The 23,635-nt window shown below is 56.9% G+C and carries 23 protein-coding genes; 13 read left to right on the top strand and 10 right to left on the bottom strand.

Annotation, left to right across the window (positions count from 1 at the left end):
• Positions 1-210: 210 nt before the first annotated feature.
• Positions 211-1,425 carry a nitrate regulatory protein gene (locus tag ACK13D_RS03405; protein WP_010245817.1) on the bottom strand — a complete coding sequence of 405 codons (1,215 nt, stop codon included), beginning with the start codon at positions 1,423-1,425 and terminating at the stop codon, positions 211-213.
• Between the two features lie 488 nt (positions 1,426-1,913).
• On the opposite strand from ACK13D_RS03405, the gene ACK13D_RS03410 reads away from it, so the two are divergent.
• From ACK13D_RS03410 to ACK13D_RS03445, 8 genes are all read left to right on the top strand, one after another.
• Positions 1,914-2,405 carry a hypothetical protein gene (locus ACK13D_RS03410; protein WP_010245819.1) on the top strand — a complete coding sequence of 164 codons (492 nt, stop codon included), beginning with the start codon at positions 1,914-1,916 and terminating at the stop codon, positions 2,403-2,405.
• A gap of 85 nt (positions 2,406-2,490) precedes the next feature.
• A complete protein-coding gene (gene icmH, locus ACK13D_RS03415) occupies positions 2,491-3,708 on the top strand; it encodes a type IVB secretion system protein IcmH/DotU (RefSeq protein ID WP_191921214.1) in 1,218 nt (405 codons plus the stop codon).
• On the top strand, positions 3,708-5,822 hold the full coding sequence (gene tssM, locus ACK13D_RS03420; protein WP_033771588.1) for a type VI secretion system membrane subunit TssM: 2,115 nt from the start codon (positions 3,708-3,710) through the stop codon (positions 5,820-5,822). Before icmH ends, tssM begins: the two co-directional genes overlap by 1 nt.
• Positions 5,823-5,835: 13 nt before the next feature.
• Positions 5,836-6,534 carry a type VI secretion system-associated protein TagF gene (gene tagF / locus ACK13D_RS03425; RefSeq protein ID WP_010245828.1) on the top strand — a complete coding sequence of 233 codons (699 nt, stop codon included), beginning with the start codon at positions 5,836-5,838 and terminating at the stop codon, positions 6,532-6,534.
• A gap of 36 nt (positions 6,535-6,570) precedes the next feature.
• Positions 6,571-7,707, top strand: coding sequence for a type VI secretion system-associated FHA domain protein TagH (tagH, locus tag ACK13D_RS03430; RefSeq protein ID WP_010669995.1), 1,137 nt, complete (start codon positions 6,571-6,573; stop codon positions 7,705-7,707).
• The gene (locus ACK13D_RS03435; RefSeq protein WP_010669994.1) at positions 7,704-8,480 is read left to right on the top strand and encodes a PP2C family protein-serine/threonine phosphatase; all 777 of its coding nucleotides are present in this window, start codon (positions 7,704-7,706) and stop codon (positions 8,478-8,480) included. Before tagH ends, ACK13D_RS03435 begins: the two co-directional genes overlap by 4 nt.
• A gap of 14 nt (positions 8,481-8,494) precedes the next feature.
• Positions 8,495-9,448, top strand: a complete 954-nt coding sequence (locus tag ACK13D_RS03440; protein ID WP_010245838.1) for a hypothetical protein — start codon at positions 8,495-8,497, stop codon at positions 9,446-9,448.
• Positions 9,449-9,492: 44 nt separating this feature from the next.
• Positions 9,493-10,920, top strand: coding sequence for a serine/threonine protein kinase (locus ACK13D_RS03445; protein ID WP_010245841.1), 1,428 nt, complete (start codon positions 9,493-9,495; stop codon positions 10,918-10,920).
• A gap of 73 nt (positions 10,921-10,993) precedes the next feature.
• On the opposite strand, the gene ACK13D_RS03450 is transcribed toward ACK13D_RS03445, so the two are convergent.
• Both ACK13D_RS03450 and chaB read right to left on the bottom strand, forming a co-directional pair.
• Entirely contained in the window at positions 10,994-11,668 is a 675-nt protein-coding gene (locus ACK13D_RS03450; protein ID WP_164480396.1) for a gamma-glutamylcyclotransferase, read from the bottom strand.
• A gap of 226 nt (positions 11,669-11,894) precedes the next feature.
• A complete protein-coding gene (chaB, locus tag ACK13D_RS03455; RefSeq protein WP_010245846.1) occupies positions 11,895-12,125 on the bottom strand; it encodes a putative cation transport regulator ChaB in 231 nt (76 codons plus the stop codon).
• A 373-nt stretch (positions 12,126-12,498) separates the two neighbouring features.
• Between chaB and chaA the strand changes: the two genes are divergently transcribed.
• Positions 12,499-13,590 (top strand): sodium-potassium/proton antiporter ChaA, encoded by a 1,092-nt coding sequence (gene chaA, locus ACK13D_RS03460; RefSeq protein WP_010669990.1) that lies wholly within the window; start codon positions 12,499-12,501, stop codon positions 13,588-13,590.
• Between the two features lie 289 nt (positions 13,591-13,879).
• Here chaA and kdsA read toward each other — a convergent pair whose 3' ends face one another.
• From kdsA to hemA, 6 genes are read right to left on the bottom strand one after another with little or no spacing between them, the layout of a single operon-like run.
• Positions 13,880-14,734: a 3-deoxy-8-phosphooctulonate synthase gene (kdsA, locus tag ACK13D_RS03465; RefSeq protein ID WP_010669989.1), complete on the bottom strand. Its 855-nt coding sequence runs from the start codon at positions 14,732-14,734 to the stop codon at positions 13,880-13,882.
• A gap of 25 nt (positions 14,735-14,759) precedes the next feature.
• Positions 14,760-15,569: an invasion regulator SirB1 gene (sirB1, locus tag ACK13D_RS03470; protein ID WP_010245855.1), complete on the bottom strand. Its 810-nt coding sequence runs from the start codon at positions 15,567-15,569 to the stop codon at positions 14,760-14,762.
• A 1-nt stretch (position 15,570) separates the two neighbouring features.
• A complete protein-coding gene (locus ACK13D_RS03475; protein ID WP_022625782.1) occupies positions 15,571-15,963 on the bottom strand; it encodes a SirB2 family protein in 393 nt (130 codons plus the stop codon).
• A gap of 23 nt (positions 15,964-15,986) precedes the next feature.
• The gene (gene prmC, locus ACK13D_RS03480) at positions 15,987-16,820 is read right to left on the bottom strand and encodes a peptide chain release factor N(5)-glutamine methyltransferase (RefSeq protein ID WP_010669986.1); all 834 of its coding nucleotides are present in this window, start codon (positions 16,818-16,820) and stop codon (positions 15,987-15,989) included.
• The gene (gene prfA / locus ACK13D_RS03485) at positions 16,820-17,902 is read right to left on the bottom strand and encodes a peptide chain release factor 1 (RefSeq protein WP_010245863.1); all 1,083 of its coding nucleotides are present in this window, start codon (positions 17,900-17,902) and stop codon (positions 16,820-16,822) included. Before prfA ends, prmC begins: the two co-directional genes overlap by 1 nt.
• A gap of 42 nt (positions 17,903-17,944) precedes the next feature.
• A complete protein-coding gene (hemA, locus tag ACK13D_RS03490) occupies positions 17,945-19,201 on the bottom strand; it encodes a glutamyl-tRNA reductase (RefSeq protein ID WP_010669985.1) in 1,257 nt (418 codons plus the stop codon).
• A 216-nt stretch (positions 19,202-19,417) separates the two neighbouring features.
• Here hemA and lolB point away from each other — a divergent pair, with 216 nt between their 5' ends.
• The 4 genes from lolB (at position 19,418) to ACK13D_RS03510 (ending at position 23,345) form a co-directional block, all read left to right on the top strand.
• Positions 19,418-20,041, top strand: coding sequence for a lipoprotein insertase outer membrane protein LolB (gene lolB, locus ACK13D_RS03495; RefSeq protein ID WP_010669984.1), 624 nt, complete (start codon positions 19,418-19,420; stop codon positions 20,039-20,041).
• Positions 20,038-20,895 carry a 4-(cytidine 5'-diphospho)-2-C-methyl-D-erythritol kinase gene (gene ispE, locus ACK13D_RS03500; protein WP_033767051.1) on the top strand — a complete coding sequence of 286 codons (858 nt, stop codon included), beginning with the start codon at positions 20,038-20,040 and terminating at the stop codon, positions 20,893-20,895. Before lolB ends, ispE begins: the two co-directional genes overlap by 4 nt.
• A gap of 136 nt (positions 20,896-21,031) precedes the next feature.
• Positions 21,032-21,979: a ribose-phosphate diphosphokinase gene (prs, locus tag ACK13D_RS03505; RefSeq protein ID WP_010245874.1), complete on the top strand. Its 948-nt coding sequence runs from the start codon at positions 21,032-21,034 to the stop codon at positions 21,977-21,979.
• Positions 21,980-22,193: 214 nt separating this feature from the next.
• Entirely contained in the window at positions 22,194-23,345 is a 1,152-nt protein-coding gene (locus tag ACK13D_RS03510; protein WP_418795701.1) for a GGDEF domain-containing protein, read from the top strand.
• Here ACK13D_RS03510 and ychH read toward each other — a convergent pair.
• A complete protein-coding gene (gene ychH, locus ACK13D_RS03515; RefSeq protein WP_159226360.1) occupies positions 23,342-23,617 on the bottom strand; it encodes a stress-induced protein YchH in 276 nt (91 codons plus the stop codon). The genes ACK13D_RS03510 and ychH overlap by 4 nt on opposite strands.
• Positions 23,618-23,635: the final 18 nt, after the last annotated feature.

Raw genomic sequence — 23,635 nt, forward strand, 5'->3', positions numbered from 1 at the left:
CTGCGGATGGACGCCTTTATCCAAAGCACTGACCCCACCGCCATTGGCGGGAGCAATGCGTACTCTCTATAGGGATTAAGCAAAGGATGTGCCAGATCGCCGAAACAGCCTTAATGCCGATCTGCGGTGACGCACTGTTGAAAAATTAACCGTTTTTGCACATTTCTGACGCAGATCACGCACAAAGGTTGTGCAGCTACCTCATCCGGGTTAGTTGCTCAGGGTCTTCGCTACCGCCAGTACCGCCTGCGCGATCTCCAGTACCCGCTTATTCTGATTCATCGCACTTTTGCGTAATGCCTGCCAGGCGGCCTCTTCTGTGAAACCCTGCTGCTGCATCAGCCAGTGTTTGGCCTGATCGATCACGCGCCGCTCGTCCAGTGAGGCGCGCATCGCCGCCAGTTCATCCGCCTGCTGCTGCAAACGCTGCGACTGTTCGCCAATCAGCGATAGCACCGAGCGCCCCAGCTGCGGGGCCAGACCGTCGCTGTCGAGCGCCGCCGCGCCAGGCAGCCAGTCCGCCCCGGAGACGTAAAGCGAAAAATTGCTGTCGCCCTGCACCACTGTTCCTGCCGCCTGCTGTTGTGCCTGATCAATGGCAGCCCGGCAGCGCTGCATCAATGTCGCCGTCAGGGCATCCTCCAGCATTTTCATCTGATCCAGCCGCTCAGAGAGCAGGGAAAACCAGTGCAGCGCGCCGGTCTCATCACAACGGCCGCCGGTGCAGGCGATGCGACGAAGGCGTTCGATGTCGCGGCTGGCCTGAGCCAGCGGCTGCCAGGATTCACACGCGGCGCTGTCAGCAAACTCCCGGAAGGTGATAAAGCTCTGCTCCTGTGCCGCAATCAGGGCGACCATCTGGCTGCGCTGGTCGGGGGTGAACTGACGCGCCGCAAAGCCGGCTGAGCCGATGGCCCGCTCCTGCCCGGCCAGTTCTTTGCCCTGCATAAAACTGAACAGGGCGATCAGTGCACGGGAGATGCCGGGATAGCTGGCGGTGTCGGCCGCCTCAAACACCAGATTGAGTAAAGTACGGATAACCTGGTTAAAGGCGGCCATCGCCGCGGCCTGATCAAGCTCACGCTGGCTGATTTGCTGGCGCAGCGCAGGCAGTCCGGCCAGCGCCTGCAGGGCAGCGGCAATCAGGTTGCAGAAGCGGCTGTAGCCGGGCTGCGCTATGGCGGCCGGCAGCGCCTGATAAAAATGCTCCAGGCCGGCGCTGACCTCCTGCTGGCGGGCATGACGTTCGGCGCTGAACAGCGCTCCGTCAGAGCAGATCCAGAGATTGTTTGCGCCACGTTCCCGCTGCAACCGATGGACCAGTTCACTGACGGCAGCCATCAGCTCGCCGGTTTCCAGAAGACGTTGCAGGCTGGCGATATCGCTCGCGCGTGATGCCTGCAGCCAGGTCAGGGCGTCCCTCATTGCTCACCTCAGTGCGGTTAAAACCTTTCAGAAGCAAAAGGCGTGCCGCTTTCCTGAAAAAAGAGGGTCTGAGCAGGGGCGTAAAATCTGATTTTGATAAGTTTCTTAACGCAAACTGATAAATTTTTTCGGCAACAAGTTATTAGTAAATCTTAATAGTTTCCAATCGGATTCATTGCATGTCAGAATGCGCGGCACTGTTCTCAACCAGTTTGTCTCTGCGATAATTCAGTTCGCTTTAACTATCACATTACCTGGCGCTTTTCTTATACCGAAACCCGCCCGTAAAGCGCCTGCTATCACGCATCAGCAGCGGGTGCAATGGTTTGAATTCTCAAAAGTCTTAGGTAAACTGAATGCGTTACTATCCCGATGTAATCTGACCCTTTTTTTAAAAACAGAATTTCGGCACGATGCGGCGCGATAAAGATCGCCCCATGGCATCGGGCCTGGCAATATGCAGATACTTTGATGAGATCACGAGGAACATGGTGAAAAAGAGTCTTGCGTTAACGCTGCTGGCGGTTCTTACCCTGGCAGGCTGTAAGGCCCCGCCGCCGCCCGTCACTGACGATACGCTGGTCACCAGCGAAATTAACGGCGTCAAACTGGTCCATCGACACGCTGTCGCGGCACCGACTGAATTTGAGCCGGTCAATCAGACCTGGCGGGCGCTTTATGGCGCATCCGTCATGACCTCGCCTGATTACGGCGGCAAAGTGGTTCGCTATCTCGAAACGGGTAAACCGTTCGAAGTATTAGGTAATGTGGAACACAGCTGGCTGGCGATTGCTGACCAGGCTGACGGCCCGCTGATCGGTTATGTGCCGTTAAAAGCGGGTGTAGAGAGCAGCCGTTACGATGCCACCGTGCAGAGCGATCGTCCCCGTCCCCGCAAAACGAAACAGGTCTGTGTGGCCGTCGGCGGCGCCAGCAAAGCCTGCCGGACTAACGATACCGCGACCTGGATCTTAGACTGAATATGAAATCCGGCGCATATTGCCCGCAGAACCGTCCCGGGCTGCGGGTACAGGGATTTGCCATTGGCTGGAAGATCACGAATTAATGACTGTGGAATCCCCTGCGCGTGAGGCGACCCCCTCAGGCAATGAGAATCTCTTACTTCAGGCTGCGGCGCCACTGCTGAACGCGGTGGTGCAAATTCGTCAGGCAGCCACCCACGATGACCCTGCGGGTCTGCGCCAGTCTCTGATCGATGAAATCCGCCAGTTTGAACAACGCTGTAAACAGGCAGGGCTGCCGTTTGAGATGATTATCGGCGCGCGTTACTGCATCTGCAGCGCGCTCGATGAAGCGGCGGCGCAAACCCCCTGGGGCACGCGCGGCGTCTGGTCTGGCAACGGCATGCTGGTGACCTTCCATAATGAAAGCTGGGGCGGCGAAAAATTCTTTCAACTGCTGTCGCGCATTTCACAAAGTCCGCAACAACACCTCTGGCTGCTGGAAGTGGTGCAATACTGTCTGCTGCTGGGCTATGAAGGCCGCTATCGCGGCAGTGAAAATGGTCGCGCCCAGTGCGATGGTATCCGTAAACGCCTGAAAACCCTTATTGACGAAACGCGTGCCCAGCGCCAGACAGCGCAACCGCCACTGGTTGAAGTGCATCCGCTGGTGAGCACCCTCGCCCGTCCGATGGTGCCGCTCTGGGCCTGTGCCATGCTGATCGCGCTGGTCGGCTGCCTGATCTACAGCGGCCTGAACTGGCGTCTCGGCAATGCCGCCGAACCGCTGCTGCGTACCATCTATCAGACGCCGCTGCCGCAGATTACCGCGGGCCGTCGTCCCTCTTCCCCGCAGGCGCTGCTCGATCTGCGTCAGCGCCTGAATGATGTGATTGCAGCCGGGCAGCTCGAGGTCAGCGATGGTGCCTTTGGCAGCAAAGTGATCATCCCCGCAGACAAACTGTTCGCCGAACAGGGCACGGTGATCAATCCGGTGGGGCGCGCCCTGCTGGCCCGCGTCTCAACCGCGATGAAAGATGTCAAAGGGACCATTCTGGTGTCGGTGTTTACCGATGATCATCCGGTGGATAACAGCCGCTTTGCCTCCAGCTATGAGTTCTCATTTGCCCGCGCCCGCGCCATCACCCAGTTGTTACAACTGCAACTGGCTGACGGTCATACGGTTCGCTCTGAAGGCCGCGGCGACAGCGATCCGCTGCTGCCCAACGACAGCAGCGAAAACCGGACCCGCAACCGCCGCGTTGAAATCACCCTGTTTGCCGCGCCTGAAACGCTCAGTAATCATCAAGGAGCACAATAATGCGCGCCTCCCTTCGCCTGCTGCTAACGCATCGCCTGCTGTGGAGCTTTATTGGCGTCACGGCGCTGAGCTGTCTGGTCTGGATGCTGGGACCGTTCTGGTCATGGGGCGAATCGCGCCCACTGGAACCCGTGCTGCCTCGCCAGCTCACCGTGAGCGCCCTCTATTTTCTCTGGATCCTGTTCCAGCTGATCCCGTCGCTCTATCGTGCCTGGTTCAACAGCCGCTTACTGACCCAGCTTCAGCTGTCGGGCAACGACGACCCGGCGGAACGTCAGATGACCGAAGAGCGGCTCAACCAGCGCTTCAGCGAAGCTGCGATGCAGCTGAAACGCACTCAGTTTGGCCGTCGTCACAGCGGGAACCTGCTCTCACGCTTTAACGCTAATTATCTCTATCAGCTGCCCTGGTACCTGGTCATGGGTGCGCCCGGCGCTGGTAAAACCACCGCACTGTTTAATGCCGGCCTCGATTTCCCGCTGACCGATACGCTGGGCAAAAATGCGGTTCGCGGCGTCGGGGGCACCCGCAACTGTGACTGGTGGTTTACTGACAGCGCGGTGCTGATTGATACCGCCGGTCGTTATGCGTTGCAGGAGAGCCAGCGCGTGCGAGATGCCGCGGAATGGCACAGTTTTATCAATCTGCTGAAACGCTATCGCACCCGCCAGCCGATTAACGGTGTGATCATGACCATCAGCGTCGCCGATCTGCTGAGTGATTCAGCCGAAGCGCGTTTCGCCCAGGCCAGCGCGCTGCGAGAGCGCATGGCAGAACTGCATCAGCAGACCGGTATTCACTTCCCGGTTTATGTGATGGTCACCAAAACCGATCTGCTGAAAGGCTTTATGAGCTACTTCGGCTCGATTGATAAAGCGCGGCGTGATGCTATCTGGGGCTTCACGTTCAACTGGGAGCTGGGCAAGCCGCACAAAGATGACTGGCATCGCCATTTTGGCCAGCAGTTTCAGCGGCTGGAACAGCAGCTCCAGCAACAACTGGCGGAGCAGATGACCCATGAGCGCGACCTGAACGAGCGCGCTGAGTGCTTCCTCTTCCCGCAGGAGTTCGCCTCGCTGCGTCCACTGCTGAACGAATATCTGGATATCGTTTTTTCTGACCATCAGGATGCGGTCGCCTGGAGCCCGCGCGGCCTCTTCTTCACCAGCGGAACGCAGGAAGGCCTGCCGTTTGATCGCGTAATGGGTGAACTGAGCCGCAAACTGCAGTTGCGTCAGGCGGGCGATCACTCGATCGCGGCCTGGGACAGCGTTAATCGCAACAGTCCGATTCCCGGCAACAAAGGCCAGAGCTTCTTTATTCGTGACCTGCTCAGCGATCTGATATTCAAAGAGAGCGGCCTGGCCGGCAGTAATCGCCGTTGGGAGTACCGTAATCAGCTGTTCCACTGGATTGGCTACGGCGTGCTGGCAGGCGCCCTGCTGATCGCCTCCAGCCTGTGGGGCATCAGTTACTACCAGAATCAACAGTATCTGCAGCAGGTTGCCGCACGGGTACCACTTATCCGTGAGCAAAGTCAGCAGGTGATTCATCAGCCTGCTGATAATATTTTTGATCTGCTACCCTTTCTGAATAACCTGGTGAAGTTGCCGCTCTCGGCGCGCTTTTCCCTCGATAATCCGCCGCTTACTATGCGGGCGGGCTTATACCGGGGTAATCAGATTAGCGATGCCGCCTGGGTGCTTTATCAAAATGCGCTTAAGTCTTTGTTGCTGCCGCGTGTGGCGCAGCAGATCACGAATATCCTGCGCAACGACCCGGGTGATGATAACGCCTACAGCCGCAATGCGCTGCGCGCCTATCAGATGCTCTATCAACCGCGTAATTATGATGGCGAATTTTTACGGGCCTGGCTGCTGCAAAATTTACAGCGCTCACTGCCCGATACGGTAAGCGCCCGTGACCTGCAGCAGCTTGACTGGCACCTGAGCCAGCTGCTGGATCAGCAGATTCAGTCGTCGCCTTATGCACGTGATAATGCACTGATGATGCGCAAGCTTGCAGAGAATCTGAAAATTGCGGACCAGGCGGGCGGCATGCTGGCGGTAGCGCCGCGGCACCCGGCCCCGCAATCAAACTCGCATAGCGAGTAATGGTGAGGTGAACATGGCTGCTTACACGGCCCCCGGCTGGTATGGCAAGCTGCCGTCGACCGGTGACTTTCTGCACCATCGACTGAGCGAGCAACAGATTAGCCCGTGGAATCACTGGTTCCAGCAGGGATTAATGCACTGGCATCAGCAGGCGTATTCCTACAGCGCGGACTTTCTCCATGCGCCGGTGTGGAACTTTGTGCTGCCGGTTACCGCGACCCGGCCGCAGATACAGATGGGCTGTCTGCTGCCCTCCTGTGACCGCGTCGGACGCGCCTGGCCGCTGCTGGCCCTGCACAGCTTCACGCTGGCTCAGTGGCATCCTGCTCAGCTGACCATTTCCGGCGACTGGTTTCAGGATCTGGGCGCGACACTGTTACGGGCGGTTCAGACACCGCTGAACGGCGAGCAGTTAGAGCAGCAGATACAGGCTTTGCCACCGCTGCTGGTGCCGGCCAGGAAGCCCTCTGAAATCATGGATGTGATCGGTTTTCAGGATCTGCCCTGCACGCTGAGCTGGCGTGAAGTGGCTGAACGTTTCGACCCTCAGCAGCATATGAGCTACTGGTGGAGTAACCGCAGTGATGGTTTTGCCCACGCGACCCACAAGCACAGCGGCAACCTCACCGCGCAACTGTTTTCGTTACTGTTTAACCCGGCGGCAGGTTCACAGCCGGGACGTAATGGCCTCTATCCTCCCATGTTCGAGTGAGGCCGGAAGCGTTTGCCGTTCAATCTGGGATAACTCATGCAATTTACCATTGTGCAATGCACTACGGATGTTCCGGTCAGAAGCGTCGCGTTTCAACCGCCTGGCGGCACCATTGGCCGCAGTCAGGACAACGATCTGGTGCTGCCAGATGAGACTCGGGCCATTTCGCGTCTGCAGGCGCTGGTTCACCTGTCGCATGACGGAGAGTGCCGTCTGACGAACCAGGGCAGCGTGACCCCGGTGGAGCATAACGGCATTACCCTGGGTCGCGGCATGCAGGTCGTGCTGAAGCATGGCGATGCGCTGCGCATCGGTGACTATGCGCTGGAAGTACGAGACCCCGCCTGCCACGACACGCAGAGCGATCCGCTGGCGCTGTTTGCTGGCGACAGCGCTCAGCCCGCGAATCCGCTGGGCATCCACGAACATCATGAGGTTGAGGACCGGCTGCTGGTCAGTGAGGCAACGCCCTCACGCCACGAGCGCCACAACGATGCGCGACTGGCTATCGATCCCCAGGCCAGCGAGCCGCGTCGGGCGCTGACGGCGCAGCCGGTGGATCAGGATCGGCTAATCGCCGCACTGCTGGAGGGGATGGGGCTGAGCAACGGTCACGCCACGCCGGTGGATGAAGAGCAGATGCGCATTACTGGCCGGATGCTGAGCCTCTTTTCCCAGGGCACCGTCGCGCTGCTCTCTTCGCGATCCATTCTCAAGCGTGGTGTCAAAGCGGACATGACGATGATCCTGAATGAGGCCAACAATCCGTTCAAGATCCTGCCTTCCGGCAAAACCGTGCTGATGCAGATGTACCAGAGCCAGATGCCCGGGTTTATGCCGCCGGAACAGGCGGTACGCGATGCCCTGGTCGATTTGCAGGCCCACCAGCTGGGGATGATTGCCGGTATCCGCGCCATTATTGCGGCGATGCTGCAATCCTTTAATCCGCAGCGGCTGGAGGAGCAGGCGCGTGCCGATGGCGTGGTGTCAAAAATGCCCTTTTCCGCCATGAAGAAGGCGGCGCTGTGGGACTACTTCACCCGTAATTATCAGCGTACGGCCGGAGAGATCGAAGATGATTTCCATACGCTGTTTGGCGAGGCCTTTCTCCATGCCTATGACATGGAGGTGAATCAGTATAAGGACTCTCAGACGCGGGTAGATGAACCATGAAAATCGTTTTTGCCAGCCGCTGCCAGCAGGGGCTACGCGATGAGAATCAGGATCGCACCGGCGCAGAGCTGGATGAGCGTAAAGCCTGCTTTGTGGTCTGCGATGGCGTGGCCGGTCTGCCCGGCGGCGAGATGGCGGCACAGCTGGTGCGTGACACCCTGCTGAGCCAGTTACAGGCGCACGCCGACCTGACGCCGGAGATAACCCATCAGGCGATTGAACAGTGCCGCTTAGCGCTGCATGAGGCACAGGGTAAAAATCCGAAATATTCACGCATGAGCACCACGCTGGCGGCCCTGTTTATTGACCGTGAAAAACAGCGCGCATGGTGGGCGCATGCCGGTGACAGCCGGGTTTACCACTTCCGCCGCGGCGTGCTTCATGAGGTCACTCGCGATCACAGTCTGGCCCAGCAGCTGAAAGAAGCGGGCTATGAAAATACCGGCATTAACAGTAATTTACTCTATAATGCGCTCGGCGCTGAACCGCCTCGCTTAGTGAGCTTTTCGCAGGAGATTGCGCTGGAGGATGGCGACGCGTTTCTGGTCTGCACCGATGGCTTCTGGCTGAATCTGGCCAGTCATGAAATGGAACAGGCGCTGCGCATGGTGAATGCCTGCGAAGAGTGGCTGGCTCTGATGGAACAGGCGGTGAGCCGCAACGTTAAGAAAGATAATCTCAGCGCACTGGCGGTCTGGATTGGTGAGCCGGAGGAGGCAACGCTGCTCTATTCACTGGCTGATTCGGCGCGCTTTCTGCCGCCTCGTTTTTGATTCCAAGGATCCTTATGAAACTGTGGTTGCCCGGCATCATCACCCTGCTGATTGCCTTTCACGCCCAGGCTGAAAATTATCGGGTTGTTTACTCCCCCAGCCTGGCGCTGGAGGTCTATATCGATAATGTGGTGAGTAAAGCGCCTGACGACTGGTGCAAAGAGACGCTGCCACTGCGCATCGTCTCCGGCAAAAGTAAGGATTCGGCGGTGCTGACCACCTTTTTACCGCGCGTCGGCACCCTGCTCGCTAATCAGTGCGGATTACTGGACGAGCTGCCCTGGCAGATGACCAGTAAAGAGGGTGGCGTACTGGCCAGCGGCAGCGCCAGTAAGCTGCAGAACTGGCGTCCTATCGTGATGGCAGATGCCACCGCCAGCGCCAGTGAGAGTAATGCTGCACCGCTCGACCTGTCTCGGCCCGCCAACAGCACGCCGCTGCAACATTTTGATCTCCCCAGCGGCTGCCATTTTCGCACCGCCTGGGATGAAAATGCCCAGACCCTGTTTATCCCGGATGTCAGCAAGCAGCAGTGCTCACCGGATGGCTGGGCAGAAGGCAAAAGTGAGCTGATGCTGGCGACCCCTGACCACCCAACGCCGGTGGCAGTCACCTTTTATCAGGGCTATCCCATCGCCAATCTGACGATCCCGGACAGCAAGCTGGAGGTTATCGCCGCGAACAATCAGCGCATGATTGTGACACGCCCGGATGCGAATGATAGCTGGCTGGTGCTGCCCTTTGATGCCAAACAACATGTCTGGCGCTTCAATGGTGCCCTGTTGATAAAGATGGATAAGAATGCTGCGCAGCAGGATGCTGACGCTGTGAAATCGCGAGTTGATACGTTGCGCAGCCACTGGGCGCCCTATTTCATGCCACAGCAAAAAGTGAATGTGTTACTCATCGACACCCTGCACGCGGATCTGGTTGATCCTGCCATTGGTGCCTGGCGTAACATCAATTAATTACCGCGCAGCCTGGCGAGCAGGCCGTGTACAGAGAGTTCACTATGTCGGCAAATGATAATCCGAAAACCGTTCCGAATGCCCTGCCTGACGGATACCGTTTCAATGAGTTTGAGATCAAGGAAGTGATCGGAGGCGGCGGCTTCGGCATCGTCTATCGCGCGTGGGATCACCAGCTTGAACGCACCATTGCAATCAAAGAGTACATGCCGGTGTCGCTGGCAGTCCGTGCCGCCGATTTAACGCTGGAGCTGCGCGGTGAGCGTTTCCAGAAGCTGTTTAATGCCGGGCTCACCAGCTTTATTCAGGAAGCGCGTCTGCTGGCCCGCTTTAATCATCCGGGACTGCTGCACGTGCTGCGCTTCTGGGAGCAGAACGGCACAGCCTATATGGGCACGCTCTACTACAGCGGTATGACGCTGAAAGAGTGGCAGGTAACCAGCCCGGCGTCGATCACTGAAGCCTGGATCCGCCGCCTGCTGCCGCCGCTGTTGGGTGCCATCAGCACCATCCATCAGGCCGGCTATCTGCATCGCGATATCTCGCTCGACAATATTCAGATTCAGGAGAACCAGCTGCCGGTTCTGCTCGATTTTGGCTCAGCGCGTAAAGAGATTGGCAACCTCTCTGACGAAACGGAAATCATGCTTAAACCTGGCTTTGCGCCAATTGAGCAATACAGCGAAGAGGGTGAAGTTGAACAGGGGCCGTGGACCGATATCTACGCCCTGGGCGCGGTGCTGCATAACCTGATTACCGGTAATCCCCCGCCGGTCAGCGTGGTGCGCTGCATTGAAGATAATTATCAGCCGCTGGTGGAACGCCAGCCAGAAGGCTACTCACTGCCGCTGCTGCATGCCATTGACTGCGCGCTGGCAATGAAACCAGGCGACCGCCCACAAACGATTGATGCCTTTGCCGCGTTGATTGATCTGCCGGTCAGTGATGTGGAAGCGGTGGTAAACAGCTTCCCGGTGCCGGGCGAGTCGCCTGCTCTGCCGGTCGAGGAGCCGGTGGAGGCTGCTGCGCCGGTGGTGATGGCGATGAATCATGCCGCCGCCTCCGCCGAGCCGGTGACGCCGCGCACGGTGCGTAAACTGTCGCCTGGATTGCTGGGCCTGGCTGCCGTGGCCATTCTGGCCGTGGTTGTCGCCATCTGGCTGGCGAATCGCCACAGTGCCACACCAGAGGTGGTTAACAACAGTTCAGCCATGACGCAGGCGCCCGCATCGATTCCGTCAGCCGCTGCCGTTCCGGCCGCGCTGGCAACCGTTTATCTTAAGCTGGAGAGCGGTGAAAGCGTGGTGCTTAACGGACAGCCGGTCGAGGTAAAACCGGGCAGCAGCGGATTTGCCGCGCTGAATCTGGCGGCGGGACAGTACAAAATTGACGTTAAGAATGGCAGTGAGACGCACACACAATCCCTGACCATCGATAAGCCCGGTACCTGGCTGATTAATCCGGGTAACTAAGCCCGGTAACCCGCAGCCGGATCGTAAAAGGGCGCGACAGTGTCGCGCCCTTTTACTCTGGTTAAGCCCCGGTTCAGGCCTGCTTCAGGCAGGCTTGCTGCAATGTCCGCACCTGATGGGCCAGCCGGCTCAGACTTTCCTCCTCCATGCCGCGCCGGGTCAGCTCCTCTTCCAGAGCAAACAGATATTGCGCATTCGAGCCCAGCGGGCCGCTGGCCGCAGCAATTAATGGCGCAATCGCCTCCGGGCAGGAGTCCGATTCATACAGCGGATGACGCGGATCCATAATAAAGGTCAGCGCAGTGACGCTGCGACCATCCTCCAGCTGTAATTCACACCAGGTTGGAAGATAGCAGCCAGTGATCATCTCACGCTTCCACAGCAGCGCCAGCTCTTCATGCAGCCGTTCTTCCGGCAGACGAAACGCCAGACCCGTGGTTCTGCCACCCTGCTTCAGCGCCAGCATGCGGCCGGGATGCGTGGCGGTGCCACGTCCGGCAATCAGCCGCAGGCAGAAAGCACGGTGCCAGCCCTCCAGCGAACCGGACGCCACTTCATCCGCCTCAAAAATCGGGTTCCACATCAGCGAGCCGTAACCAAAGATCCATACCGGGCTGTGATCGGGACGACAGGCCAGGGTGGCTGCCAGCGAGGCCGCGCGCTGCTCGCAACTCCAGAGCAACGCCTCTTCGATATCCCCGAACGACGTTTTACAATCCGCTTTTAATAGAAATTCCCGGGTAAGCAATGCGACCTCCTCAACATCAACGGCGTCCTGCAGAATGGCTCCTGTAACATGATCTCCAAAACGGCGCTGCGTTTCGTTCATCAAATTGACATTAATCTATTTCCGCGCGGGGTTACAAGCGTGATTCCGGTCGCAGGTTAAAAAAAACCAGATAAACCTTATAGCGAAGATGAAAAAAAGGGCCAGATAATCCTGGCCCTTTGGCGTGAACAGGCTAGCGACGGCATTAACGTTTAGGATGCCACTTATCGTCATCACCTTTCTCATACTCTTTCTTCACGGCTGCCCAGGCGACTTTGTGCGCCACCTCTTCCCGCGAATCATCGCCCCGTCGATCCTTAGCCTCTTTATATTCTTCCCACGCGCTGTTAAATGCCTGCTGATAGATATCCTGCGCATGCGCGGGAAGCACGTGTTTTACGTTGTCAGGTAAGTCGGTTCGTTTAGAGTAAGGCATAACGGCTCCTCAGTTTATGGATTCCTGTTAAGCCTGGCGCAACAGAACAAAAATACAAACAGCCACTTATCTCCCCTTCAAATTAAAAACCAGAAACAGGCCACACAAGTTACAATGATAAGCAGATTTTCCTGCATTTGGCGGTCAGATAGATGGTTAAAGAGAAATTGTTGTGGCCTGATTAATATTGCAATATTTGAGATAACTTCAGGTTAATACCGCTTCGACCATTTATTGCATTTAAGTAAAAAGCAGTAAATTTTTCCCGTTCGGACCGGTGAAAAGATAAACTGCGCCCTGCCCTAAAACTGATTATATTTCTAACAGCAGCACTCGCTGTGTCCGGATAATCATTAACCAGAGAGGATGGTGAATGCCTTCACATGAAAAAACACGTCACAAGGAATTCTCGCTGATACTTCCCCTTATCACGCTGGGTATACTCTATTTTTTTGGTGCAACCACATCATTTCCGATTGTAGTCGGTATCAACTTAGTGGCGCTGGTTGCCATTCTGAGCAGCGCCTTTAGCGTTGTACGACATGCCGACGTGCTGGCGCACCGGCTGGGCGAGCCCTATGGCTCTCTGATCCTGAGTCTGTCCGTGGTGATTCTGGAAGTGAGCCTGATCTCGGCGCTGATGGCGACCGGCGATGCCGCACCCGGGCTGATGCGCGATACGCTCTATTCGATCGTGATGATTGTAACCGGTGGACTGGTTGGCTTTGCGCTGCTGCTGGGCGGTAATAAGTTTGCGACGCAATACGTGAATCTGGCGGGCGTGAAGCAATATCTGATCGCTATCTTTCCCCTGGCGATTCTGGTACTGGTGTTTCCCAACGCACTGCCGGGCGGTAATTTCTCTGTCACTCAGGCACTGCTGATCGCGGCGATTTCAGCGGCGATGTATGGCGTGTTCCTGCTGATTCAGACCAAAACCCACCAGAGCCTGTTTGTCTATGAGCATGAAGATGAGAGCGATGATGGCGACCCGCATCATGGCAAACCGTCTGCCCACAGCAGCTTCTGGCATACCAGCTGGCTGATCGTGCATCTGATTGCGGTCATTGCCGTGACCAAGATGAATGCTAATACGCTGGAAAGCCTGCTGACGGATCTGAATGCACCGGCACAGTTTACCGGTTTCCTGGTGGCCCTGCTGATCCTCTCACCGGAAGGCCTGGGGGCGATCAGGGCCGTGCTGATGAATCAGGTGCAGCGCGCCATGAACCTCTTCTTTGGTTCAGTGCTGGCGACCATCTCACTCACGGTACCGGCGGTAACCATTATCGCCACCCTGACCGGACAGGAGCTGATATTTGGTCTGGAGCCGCCACAGATGGTGATTATGATGGCGTCGCTGATTCTCTGTCAGCTCTCCTTCTCGACCGGACGCACAAACGTACTGAATGGAGCCGCGCATCTGGCGTTGTTTATCGGTTATCTGATGACCATCATGCTGTAACGTCACTCGTCTTCAGGCGAAAAAAAGAGCGATTAATCGCTCTTTTTTTGTCGTTGAAAACCCAGGTCAGAATACATCTGGCAGCAACAGATGAACTCGACGTGAAGGGAACAGGGGCAGAGGAGAAAAGCGTCCCGCGCCAGGGACGGCGCGGGCCGAGCGGCCATGGATGGCTTTAGCGTCTTTTCGATCTGCCCCTGTTCTCTGAACTGGCTCGATTTCACAGCGAATCCAGCAGCACTTTCCCACCATCTTATTAAGCGACTCAGTGCTCTTTTTTACTGCAAACTTATTTGCTGGTATCGAGTTCCGGGAAGCTTTTCACCAGATCGTCAATCGCTTTCATCTGCACCAGGAATGGCTCCAGCTTATCCAGCGGCAACGCGGATGGGCCGTCACACAGTGCGTGTTCAGGATCCGGGTGCGCTTCGATAAACAGACCGGCAATGCCTACCGCCATACCGGCACGCGCCAGCTCAGCCACCTGAGCACGACGACCGCCTGATGCTGCGCCAAACGGATCGCGCGTCTGCAGCGCATGGGTCACATCGAAAATCACCGGGCTGTTTTTGGTGACTTTCTTCATCACGTTAAAGCCGAGCATGTCGACAACCAGATTGTCGTAGCCGAAATTGCTGCCGCGATCGCACAGGATGACCTGCTCGTTGCCACCTTCAGCGAACTTATCAACGATGTTGCCCATCTGACCCGGGCTGACGAACTGGGGTTTCTTGACGTTGATCACCGCGCCGGTTTTCGCCATCGCTTCCACCAGGTCAGTCTGACGCGCCAGGAACGCGGGCAGCTGGATCACATCAACCACTTCAGAGACCGGCTGCGCCTGGGACGCTTCATGCACATCAGTGATAATTTTGACGCCGAAAGCCTGCTTCAGCTCCTGGAAAATCTTCATTCCCTCTTCCAGGCCTGGGCCACGATAGGAGTGAATAGAGGAGCGGTTCGCTTTATCAAATGACGCTTTGAATACGTAAGGAATACCAAGCTTACTGGTGACGGTAACGTAGTGTTCGCAGATGCGCATCGCCAGGTCGCGCGACTCCAGTACGTTCATCCCGCCAAACAGCACAAATGGCAGATCGTTTGCAACTTTGATATCGCCAATACTCACGACTTTCTGTGTCATGCCCTTTCCTTTTCAGTGGGTCCGCTTAGTGCAGCGTGACCTGTTTTTGTTCGATTGCGTGAATCTGAACTTTGATCATTTCGCTGACCGGGTCTTCAGGACACTGCTCAACGAAGTAGGTTAAATCATTCAGGGCGATATGGTCGCACTCCAGCTGCGCGTAGATCAAACCGCGATCGCGAATTTCGTAGGGATCGTCAGGATCGATACGTAACAGCACCTGACTGACGTTCAGCGCCAGCTCCATCTTCTTCTCTTCCATCAACGCCGCTTTCAGCGTGTCGAGCATCTTGCGCATCACGGTGACGGTTTTGGCTTCGTCGAGATCGTCGTCATACAGACGCGCTGTCGGGCTGATATTGCCTTTGAGCCACACTTCCAGCGTGTGCCGGTCAAGCGTTTCCCCATTAAACGGGTTGATCATCCACTTATCGCCATCAATCCAGTCGGCGCGCAGAATCAGCTGCGTCGGGAAGATCACCGGCATCAGCGGCAGTTCCAGCTCGGCGGCGATGTGCAGCAGGATAACGCCCAGTGACACCGCCGTGCCCCGGCGGGTCTTCAGCACATTGTCGATCCAGAGGGCATCAGAAAGATTGTAGACGCCACTGGCACCGCAAAATCCCCACTGGCGATAGAACAGTTCCAGCAGCTTTTCGAGCTGCATGTCAGCATCTTCAGTATGGCTGACATAGTCACGTGCTTCGGCGACTAACGCCGCAAGTTGTGCTTCCACCGACAACGCCGGGAAATCGGCGCGGATGGCAAGCGTGGCACCAATCACCGCTTCACACAGCGGTGTCTGGCTGAAATCTAATTGTTCGGTCGAGGTCATGCTATCCCCATAACGGCATTTTGGTCAGCGCCAGCTTAATGATGGCCACCAGGGCGATTAACGCTACCAGAAAAGCGATCCAGCGGGTGCGATCAGTGCGTGGACGGCGACTCAATGCCACAAATCCTAAGGCGATGTAGATGATAACCGCTAAAAGCTTCTCCGTCAGCCAGCTTCCTTGCGGTGTGAAGGGATAGAAGTGGGTAATCATCACCAGCGAGACGCCGGTCACCAGTAACAGGGTGTCGTTAGCGTGCGGCAGGATGCGCACCCAGCGTTTCGTCATCATTGCCGATCCACGGCGCAGCCAGTAAAACCGCAGCAGGAACAGCGTCACGGTAAGCACCACCGTTAAGATGTGCAGATTTTTAATCAGGGGATAAAAGGCGAACATCATGAATCCTTTTCAAAGCGCTTTTATGAAGGGAACTGGCCTAAGGTCACACGCGGATTGCCACCGTAATCATCGACGGTTTCCACGGCGTGATAGCCTTTTTGCCGCATCAGCGTGGCCACCGCCTCGCCCTGCTGCCAGCCATGTTCCAGCAGCAGCCAGCCACCCGGCAGCAGCCATGTGGGTGCCTGCTCGATCAGCGTGCGCAGATCCGCCAGTCCCGCTTCATCCGCCACCAGCGCGCTGCGCGGTTCAAAGCGCACGTCACCCTGCTCCAGATGAACATCGCTGGCATCTATGTAGGGTGGGTTACTGACAATGAGGGTAAAGCGCTGTGGCGTCAGCGCCTGGAACCAGTGACTGAGCAGAAAGGTGGTGTTGGTGAGGCTGAGCTGCTGCGCATTACTGTTCGCCAGCTCAACGGCGGCTTCAATGCGATCCACGCCGGTGACCTGACAATCGGGACGCTCGCTGGCCAGCGCCAGCGCAATCGCTCCGGTGCCGGTGCCCATGTCCAGAATGGTTGCCGGTGTCGCGGGCAGATGCGCCAGCGCCTGTTCAACCAGCAGTTCGGTATCCGGGCGCGGGATCAGCGTGGCGTCATTGACGCGCAATGGCAGCGACCAGAACTCGCGCTCGCCCACCAGATGCGCCACCGGCTCACCGCGGGCGCGACGCGCCAGCAGGCTATCCAGTTGCGTCAGCTGCTCATCGCTGAGCACCGTTTCATCAAAGGCGATTAACCAGCTACGTGATTTGCCGGTCACAAAACCTAACAGGATCTCTGCGTCACGCTTCGGACTGTCACCACCGCACAGCGTGGCGACCGCCTGTTTCAGCCAGTGACGAATATCCATTAATCCTGACCAGCCAGCGCCGCCAGCTGATCGGCCTGGTACTCCTGAACAATCGGCTCAATCAGGCTGTCGAGTTTCCCTTCCATCACTTCATCCAGACGGTAGATGGTCAGGTTGATCCGGTGATCGGTCACGCGGCCCTGCGGGAAGTTGTAGGTGCGGTTACGGTCAGAACGATCGCCGCTGCCCAGCAGGTTGCGTCGGGTACTGGCTTCGGCGGCGTGACGGCGGGCCATCTCTGCAGCGTGAATACGCGAGCCCAGCACCGCCAGCGCTTTGGCTTTGTTTTTATGCTGTGAACGTTCGTCCTGACACTCCACCACGATACCGGTTGGCAGGTGGGTAATACGAATAGCGGAGTCGGTGGTGTTAACGTGCTGACCGCCTGCGCCGGATGAGCGGAAAGTATCGATCTTCAGATCGCCCGCATTGATTTCCGGCAGTTCCGCTTCCGGGATTTCCGGCATCACGGCAACGGTACAGGCTGAGGTGTGAATGCGGCCCTGGGATTCGGTCTCCGGGACGCGCTGCACGCGATGGCCGCCTGACTCAAACTTCAGGCGTCCATAGGCACCTTCGCCGGTCACGCGGGCGATCACTTCTTTGTAACCGCCATGCTCGCCTTCGTTGGCGCTGATGATCTCCACGCGCCAGCGACGCGCTTCGGCATAGCGGCTGTACATGCGAAAGAGATCGCCGGCGAAAATCGCCGCTTCATCGCCGCCGGTTCCGGCGCGCACTTCGATAAAACAGGCGCGCTCATCGTCGGGATCTTTCGGCAACAACAGAACCTGCAACTGCTGCTCCAGCACGTCACTCTTCTCTCGCGCTTCCTGCAACTCTTCCTGCGCCATGTCACGCATTTCAGGATCGTCGAGCATCTGCTGCGCGGTTTCGATATCTTCCTGCACCTGCTGCCAGTCGCGGAAGCAACGGGTCACATCGGTCAGCTGAGCATATTCGCGTGACAGCGCACGGAAACGCTCCTGATCGGCGATCACGCCTGCATCGCCCAGCATCGCTTCCACTTCTTCGTGGCGCTCCTGCAGGGCTTCCAGTTTGGCAACTATAGAGGTTTTCATTTAAATGTGGGATTCCCGTAACAGGTGGCGACAGCGGTGTGCCTAATCGAGACCCAGGCTGTCGCGTAAAATCTGCAGGCGTTCATTATCGCCGTCGCGGGCGGCCTGCTGAAGTGATTTGGTTGGAGCGTGTATTAAACGGTTGGTCAGCTTGTGCGCCAGTTCCTGCATGACTTTCTGCGGATCGGCACCCTGCTGCAGCGCCTGCAGCGCACGGCCTTCCAGCTCAGCGCGGATCTCTTCCGCCTGAGAACGATATTCACGGATCGTATTCACCGCGCCCTGTGAGCGCAGCCACGCCATGAATTCGCTGCTTTCCTGAACCACGATGCTTTCGGCCTGAACCGCGGCCGCTTTGCGCTGCGCCAGGTTCTGCTCGATGATCGCCTGCAGGTCATCCACGCTGTAGAGATAGGCGTTAGGCAGGTCGCCCACTTCCGGCTCTACGTCGCGCGGAACCGCAATATCGACCAGCAGCATTGGCTTGTTACGTCGCGCTTTCAGCGCGCGCTCCATCATCCCCTTACCGATAATCGGTAGCGGACTGGAGGTTGACGAGATAATAATGTCGGCTTCTGCCAGACGGGCGTCGATCTCCGCCAGGGTGATCACCTCTGCACCCACTTCCGACGCCAGCGTTTCGGCGCGTTCGCGGGTACGGTTGGCGATGATCAGATTTTTGACCTGATGTTCACGCAGATGACGCGCCACCAGCTCAATGGTCTCACCTGCGCCAACCAGCAAGACATTGACGGAGGAGAGCGATTCGAAGATCTGACGGGCCAGCGTACAGGCGGCAAACGCCACCGACACCGCGTTGGCGCCGATATCGGTTTCCGTACGTACGCGTTTGGCAACCGAGAAGGTTTTCTGGAACATGCGTTCCAGTTCACTGCTCAGCGCCTGACCGCGTGAGGAGTCGGCAAAGGCTTTTTTCACCTGACCGAGGATCTGCGGTTCGCCCAGCACCAGTGAGTCGAGTCCGCTGGCGACGCGCATCAGATGGCTGACCGCCTCGTTATCCTGATGCCAGTAGAGGCTGTTTCGCACATCCTCTTCATCCAGCTGATGATAATTGCATAACCAGCTCACCAGACGCGCCTGTAAATCGGCCTGCTGCTCTACACTCAGGTAGAGTTCAGTCCGATTACAGGTGGACAACACCACGCCGCTCTGCACCATTGGCTGTGATAACAGGCTGTTTAACGCCTGCTCAAGCGTCTCCGGCCCGAACGAGACGCGTTCGCGCAGAGCAATGGGGGCTGTCTTGTGATTGATTCCGAGAGCGAGCAGCGTCATAGCGGTTTTGGTTGGGATGTCCCAATAATGTCAGGGTTTTGTGAGGCGCATTCTACAAGATGCGGCAGATCAAGAAAAGCCATACAAAGGCTATGACTGTAATAAGATTAACCCGATCGTGCTCAATTTGCTGCATAACAGCATTGACGGTTAAAACCGGGACGGTTAGCGTTATCCGTTACGAATAATAAATGTGTCCGAGGAGATGACCACTTGATGCTTAATTCACCACGCAATCTGTTGCGCCTTTTGCCCCTTGCCAGCGTGCTGCTGGCAGCCTGTAGCGTCAACAAACCGCAAGGCCCGGGCCCCAGCGTTACCGCGCCACAGTGGCAACAGCATCAGCAGGCGGTCTCAAAGGTCACGCACTATCAGACCCGCGGCGCCTTTGCCTATCTTTCTGACAAGCAGAAAGTCTATGCCCGCTTTAACTGGCAGCAGACCGCACCCGATCGCTATCGCCTGCTGCTGACCAATCCGCTGGGCAGCACTGAACTGCAGCTGGATGCGCAGGGCTCGGTGGTACAGATCGTCGATAACAAAGGCAAGCGTTACGTCAGCAACGATGCGCAGAAAATGATTTCGCAGCTGACCGGCATGAACATTCCGCTGGCGAATCTGCGCCAGTGGATGATGGGTCTGCCAGGCGATGCCACCGACTATCAGCTCAATGAGAGCTATCAGCTGAGCAGCCTGAACTACAGCCGCGACGGTCAGAACTGGCAGGTCTCTATTGCGGGCTACGACAGCAAAGTCACCCCGCCGCTGCCTTCGAGCCTGGAGCTGAAAGAGGGTGACCAGCGGATTAAACTGCGTATGGACGGCTGGACCGTTCAATGATCACCCACTGGCCTGCCCCGGCAAAACTGAATCTTTTTCTCTACATCACCGGCCGTCGTCCCGACGGCTATCACAACCTGCAGACGCTGTTTCAGTTTCTTGATTACGGTGACCAGCTGCAGATTACTGTCGATCAAAGCGGCTCGATTACTCTGTTAACGCCCGTGGCAGGCGTTGCGGATGCGGATAACCTGATTGTCCGCGCCGCAAACATGCTGAAACAGGCGGCGCAGGATAACCATCGCCTGTCCGCTCACGCGGGCGCGCAGATTGCCGTTGAGAAAAACCTGCCCATGGGTGGCGGTCTCGGTGGCGGCTCCTCTGATGCGGCAACCGTACTGGTGGCGCTGAATCATCTGTGGCAAACCGGCTTCACGCCGGATGAGCTGGCGTCGATGGGTGTGAAGCTGGGCGCGGATGTGCCGGTGTTTGTCCAGGGCTTCGCGGCCTTCGCCCAGGGGGTGGGTGAACAACTTCATCCCGCAGAGCCGGAAGAAAAGTGGTATCTTGTCGCCCATCCCGGCGTGAATATCAGCACCCCAGTAGTATTCAACGACCCCGAACTGACGCGAGATACTCCATCGCGCAGTTTATCGACGCTTTTAGCATCACCCTTCACCAATGATTGTGAAGCAGTGGTAAGAAAACGTTTTCGTGAGGTTGATGAGCTTGTTTCCTGGCTGCTAGAATACGCGCCGTCACGCCTGACTGGCACGGGCGCTTGTGTGTTTGCTGAATTCGACACCGAGTCTGCTGCCCGCCAGGTGCTGGAGCTTGCCCCGAATGGGGTACGCGCATTTGTAGCCCGGGGCGTAAATGTTTCGCCGCTACAGCGTACCCTGCGAGGCGATTAGCGAATGCGTGACAGTGTCACCACGTTCCGGACACTGCACGTTTCGCATCAACACACCCGTGTGAACGCACATGACCGTACGCGCCGGTTACAGTCATGCCGTTCATTCTCTGGACGCAAAGCCTGAGGTTCTTCTCGTGCCTGATATGAAGCTATTTGCTGGTAACGCCACCCCGGAACTAGCACAACGTATTGCCAACCGCCTTTACACCAGCCTGGGAGACGCCGCTGTAGGACGTTTCAGTGATGGTGAAGTGAGCGTACAGATCAACGAAAATGTACGCGGTGGTGATATTTTCATCATCCAGTCCACCTGTGCCCCCACCAACGATAATCTGATGGAACTGGTTGTGATGGTCGACGCGCTGCGTCGTGCTTCTGCTGGTCGTATTACCGCAGTCATCCCCTACTTTGGTTATGCCCGTCAGGATCGCCGCGTGCGTTCCGCGCGTGTGCCTATCACCGCTAAAGTAGTGGCAGACTTCCTTTCCAGCGTCGGTGTTGACCGTGTTCTGACGGTTGACCTGCACGCCGAGCAGATCCAGGGCTTCTTCGACGTCCCGGTTGATAACGTATTTGGCAGTCCGATCCTGCTGGAAGATATGATGCAGATCGGTCTGGAAAACCCGATTGTTGTTTCTCCCGATATTGGTGGCGTAGTACGTGCCCGTGCTATCGCTAAACTGCTGAACGACACCGATATGGCCATCATTGATAAACGCCGCCCTCGCGCGAACGTTTCTCAGGTGATGCACATCATTGGTGACGTTGCTGGCCGCGACTGCGTGCTGGTCGACGACATGATCGACACCGGCGGCACGCTGTGCAAAGCGGCTGAAGCGCTGAAAGAGCGTGGTGCTAAACGCGTCTTTGCTTACGCGACCCACCCGATCTTCTCCGGCAATGCGGTTGAAAACCTGCGTAAATCTGTGCTCGACCAGGTAATCGTCTGCGATACCATTCCACTCTCTCAGGAGATTAAGTCACTGCCGAATGTGCGCACGCTGACCTTATCTGGCATGCTGGCCGAAGCCATTCGCCGCATCAGTAACGAAGAATCAATCTCGGCAATGTTCGAGCATTAATCTTCGCGGAACCGGGCCCTGTGCCCGGTTTTTTTATGCCTGCCGGGCGCCCGATTAACGCGCTTCTTTTTCTGATATTTTCGCGATAAATTTCCCCAAAATCGCCTATTTTCAACGCCACCCACTCTTTTGATAAAACGCCGCGTTCCCCGCTTCTGCCCTGTGCCGTTAAGTGGTAATTTGCAGCGCACTTTTCATAAGAACCCTGACCGCCATGAGCCTCGATATCTATACGTTATTTGTCTGCGAGCTTTATGTGCTGGGGTTTCTGAGCATCATCATGTTTTTTGCCTGGATCGGATCGCAGTATGATCGCGTTCTCGGCTTCACCTGCCTGTCGCTGGTTTTTACCCTGATTGCGGTATTCTTAAGTAGCCTGCGCAGCAGTGGCCTGCATTTCCTGCCCGTTGCAGTGGGTAACGTTTTAGTGATGCTGGCTTACGGCGGATTGTTAAATGCGTTCCGGCGCTTCTGCGGCAAGCCCATCGGCACTCACTGGCTGCTGGGCGCCCTGCTCTGGGCACTCCTCTGCTGTTTCCCGGCATTCTATTACAGCTTACCCAAACGGGTGCTGGTGCTCTGCATCGCCTGCATCGTCTATACCGCGGCACTGATCCAGCTGGTCTGGCTGGCGCGTGCCACGCTAAAGGTGACCTTCTGGCCTGCACAGTTGCTGCTGTGGATCCATCTGCTGTTTCACCTGGCTCGCCTGTTTCTGGACAGCGCGATTCCCAGCACGCTGCCTGGCGCCATTGGCGGATCAAACTTCTCGATTTACGTCATCCTGGAATCGATTCTGTTTGTCATCGGTCTGACATTTACTATCCTGGCCATGGTGAATGAACGGATGCAGTCAGTCTTAAAACATGCCTCAATGCACGATCCTCTGACCAGCGTCTGGAATCGTCGGGCTTTATTTAATGAAGCAGAGAAGATTGTGGCGCAATGCCGCCGTCAGAACCGACCTTTTAGCGCGATACTGTTCGATCTGGATCATTTTAAGAGCATTAACGATCGGTATGGCCATCAACAGGGCGACCAGATATTGATTCACTTTTGCGACATTGTCAGAGGATTGATACCGGCTGAGGGGCGTTTTGCGCGACTGGGCGGAGAGGAGTTTGCGGCGATAATTCCCGTGGCGGCAAAAGATGCAGAAGTCTGGTGCGAGACGATTCGGCGGGAGGTCTGTGCGTCACAACCCAATTCAATTGCCTATTCGGTCAGCATTGGGTTTGCCACGGTCACACATCAGCAGCAGGGTTTTGACGATTTACTCGCACTGGCGGATAAAGCGCTCTATCACGCCAAGGCCAGCGGCCGGAACCGCATAGCGCAGCATCCGGTCACTGCTGGCATCAGTTAATGGTGAGAATTGTGCGACCGGCGACAACGTTTGTCATAGTGACGATGCCAGTAATAACGATCTTCAACCTTTTCACGACCACTCAAACCCGCCCCGACCAGCCACATCATTGCACCAACAAAGATGCCTAAGATTGCGCCCTGCGCCAGCGCATCTGGCAGATCAAGCGCGGGAAGCTGGTTCATAATTGAGAAACCCACGCCCAGCACCATTGTGACTAATCCCAGTACCATCAAGCTGTTACCCGCTACGCGGCAGTGTTGATGTTTCATGCTGCACCTCCATCCATA

This window comes from Pantoea sp. K16 (genome assembly GCF_048452805.1).
In the GTDB taxonomy this organism is placed as follows: Bacteria; Pseudomonadota; Gammaproteobacteria; order Enterobacterales; family Enterobacteriaceae; genus Pantoea; species Pantoea agglomerans.

Coding starts and splice junctions, on each gene's coding strand:
- ACK13D_RS03475 (WP_022625782.1), bottom strand. CDS start 15,963: ATGTTCGCCTTTTATCCCCTGATTAAAAATCTGCACATCTTAACGGTG.
- lolB (WP_010669984.1), top strand. CDS start 19,418: ATGCTTAATTCACCACGCAATCTGTTGCGCCTTTTGCCCCTTGCCAGC.
- prfA (WP_010245863.1), bottom strand. CDS start 17,902: ATGAAAACCTCTATAGTTGCCAAACTGGAAGCCCTGCAGGAGCGCCAC.
- ACK13D_RS03435 (WP_010669994.1), top strand. CDS start 7,704: ATGAAAATCGTTTTTGCCAGCCGCTGCCAGCAGGGGCTACGCGATGAG.
- chaA (WP_010669990.1), top strand. CDS start 12,499: ATGCCTTCACATGAAAAAACACGTCACAAGGAATTCTCGCTGATACTT.
- sirB1 (WP_010245855.1), bottom strand. CDS start 15,569: ATGACCTCGACCGAACAATTAGATTTCAGCCAGACACCGCTGTGTGAA.
- ACK13D_RS03445 (WP_010245841.1), top strand. CDS start 9,493: ATGTCGGCAAATGATAATCCGAAAACCGTTCCGAATGCCCTGCCTGAC.
- chaB (WP_010245846.1), bottom strand. CDS start 12,125: ATGCCTTACTCTAAACGAACCGACTTACCTGACAACGTAAAACACGTG.
- ACK13D_RS03410 (WP_010245819.1), top strand. CDS start 1,914: ATGGTGAAAAAGAGTCTTGCGTTAACGCTGCTGGCGGTTCTTACCCTG.
- tagH (WP_010669995.1), top strand. CDS start 6,571: ATGCAATTTACCATTGTGCAATGCACTACGGATGTTCCGGTCAGAAGC.
- prmC (WP_010669986.1), bottom strand. CDS start 16,820: ATGGATATTCGTCACTGGCTGAAACAGGCGGTCGCCACGCTGTGCGGT.
- ychH (WP_159226360.1), bottom strand. CDS start 23,617: ATGAAACATCAACACTGCCGCGTAGCGGGTAACAGCTTGATGGTACTG.
- tagF (WP_010245828.1), top strand. CDS start 5,836: ATGGCTGCTTACACGGCCCCCGGCTGGTATGGCAAGCTGCCGTCGACC.
- kdsA (WP_010669989.1), bottom strand. CDS start 14,734: ATGACACAGAAAGTCGTGAGTATTGGCGATATCAAAGTTGCAAACGAT.
- hemA (WP_010669985.1), bottom strand. CDS start 19,201: ATGACGCTGCTCGCTCTCGGAATCAATCACAAGACAGCCCCCATTGCT.
- ACK13D_RS03405 (WP_010245817.1), bottom strand. CDS start 1,425: ATGAGGGACGCCCTGACCTGGCTGCAGGCATCACGCGCGAGCGATATC.
- icmH (WP_191921214.1), top strand. CDS start 2,491: ATGACTGTGGAATCCCCTGCGCGTGAGGCGACCCCCTCAGGCAATGAG.
- ACK13D_RS03510 (WP_418795701.1), top strand. CDS start 22,194: ATGAGCCTCGATATCTATACGTTATTTGTCTGCGAGCTTTATGTGCTG.
- ispE (WP_033767051.1), top strand. CDS start 20,038: ATGATCACCCACTGGCCTGCCCCGGCAAAACTGAATCTTTTTCTCTAC.
- tssM (WP_033771588.1), top strand. CDS start 3,708: ATGCGCGCCTCCCTTCGCCTGCTGCTAACGCATCGCCTGCTGTGGAGC.
- ACK13D_RS03440 (WP_010245838.1), top strand. CDS start 8,495: ATGAAACTGTGGTTGCCCGGCATCATCACCCTGCTGATTGCCTTTCAC.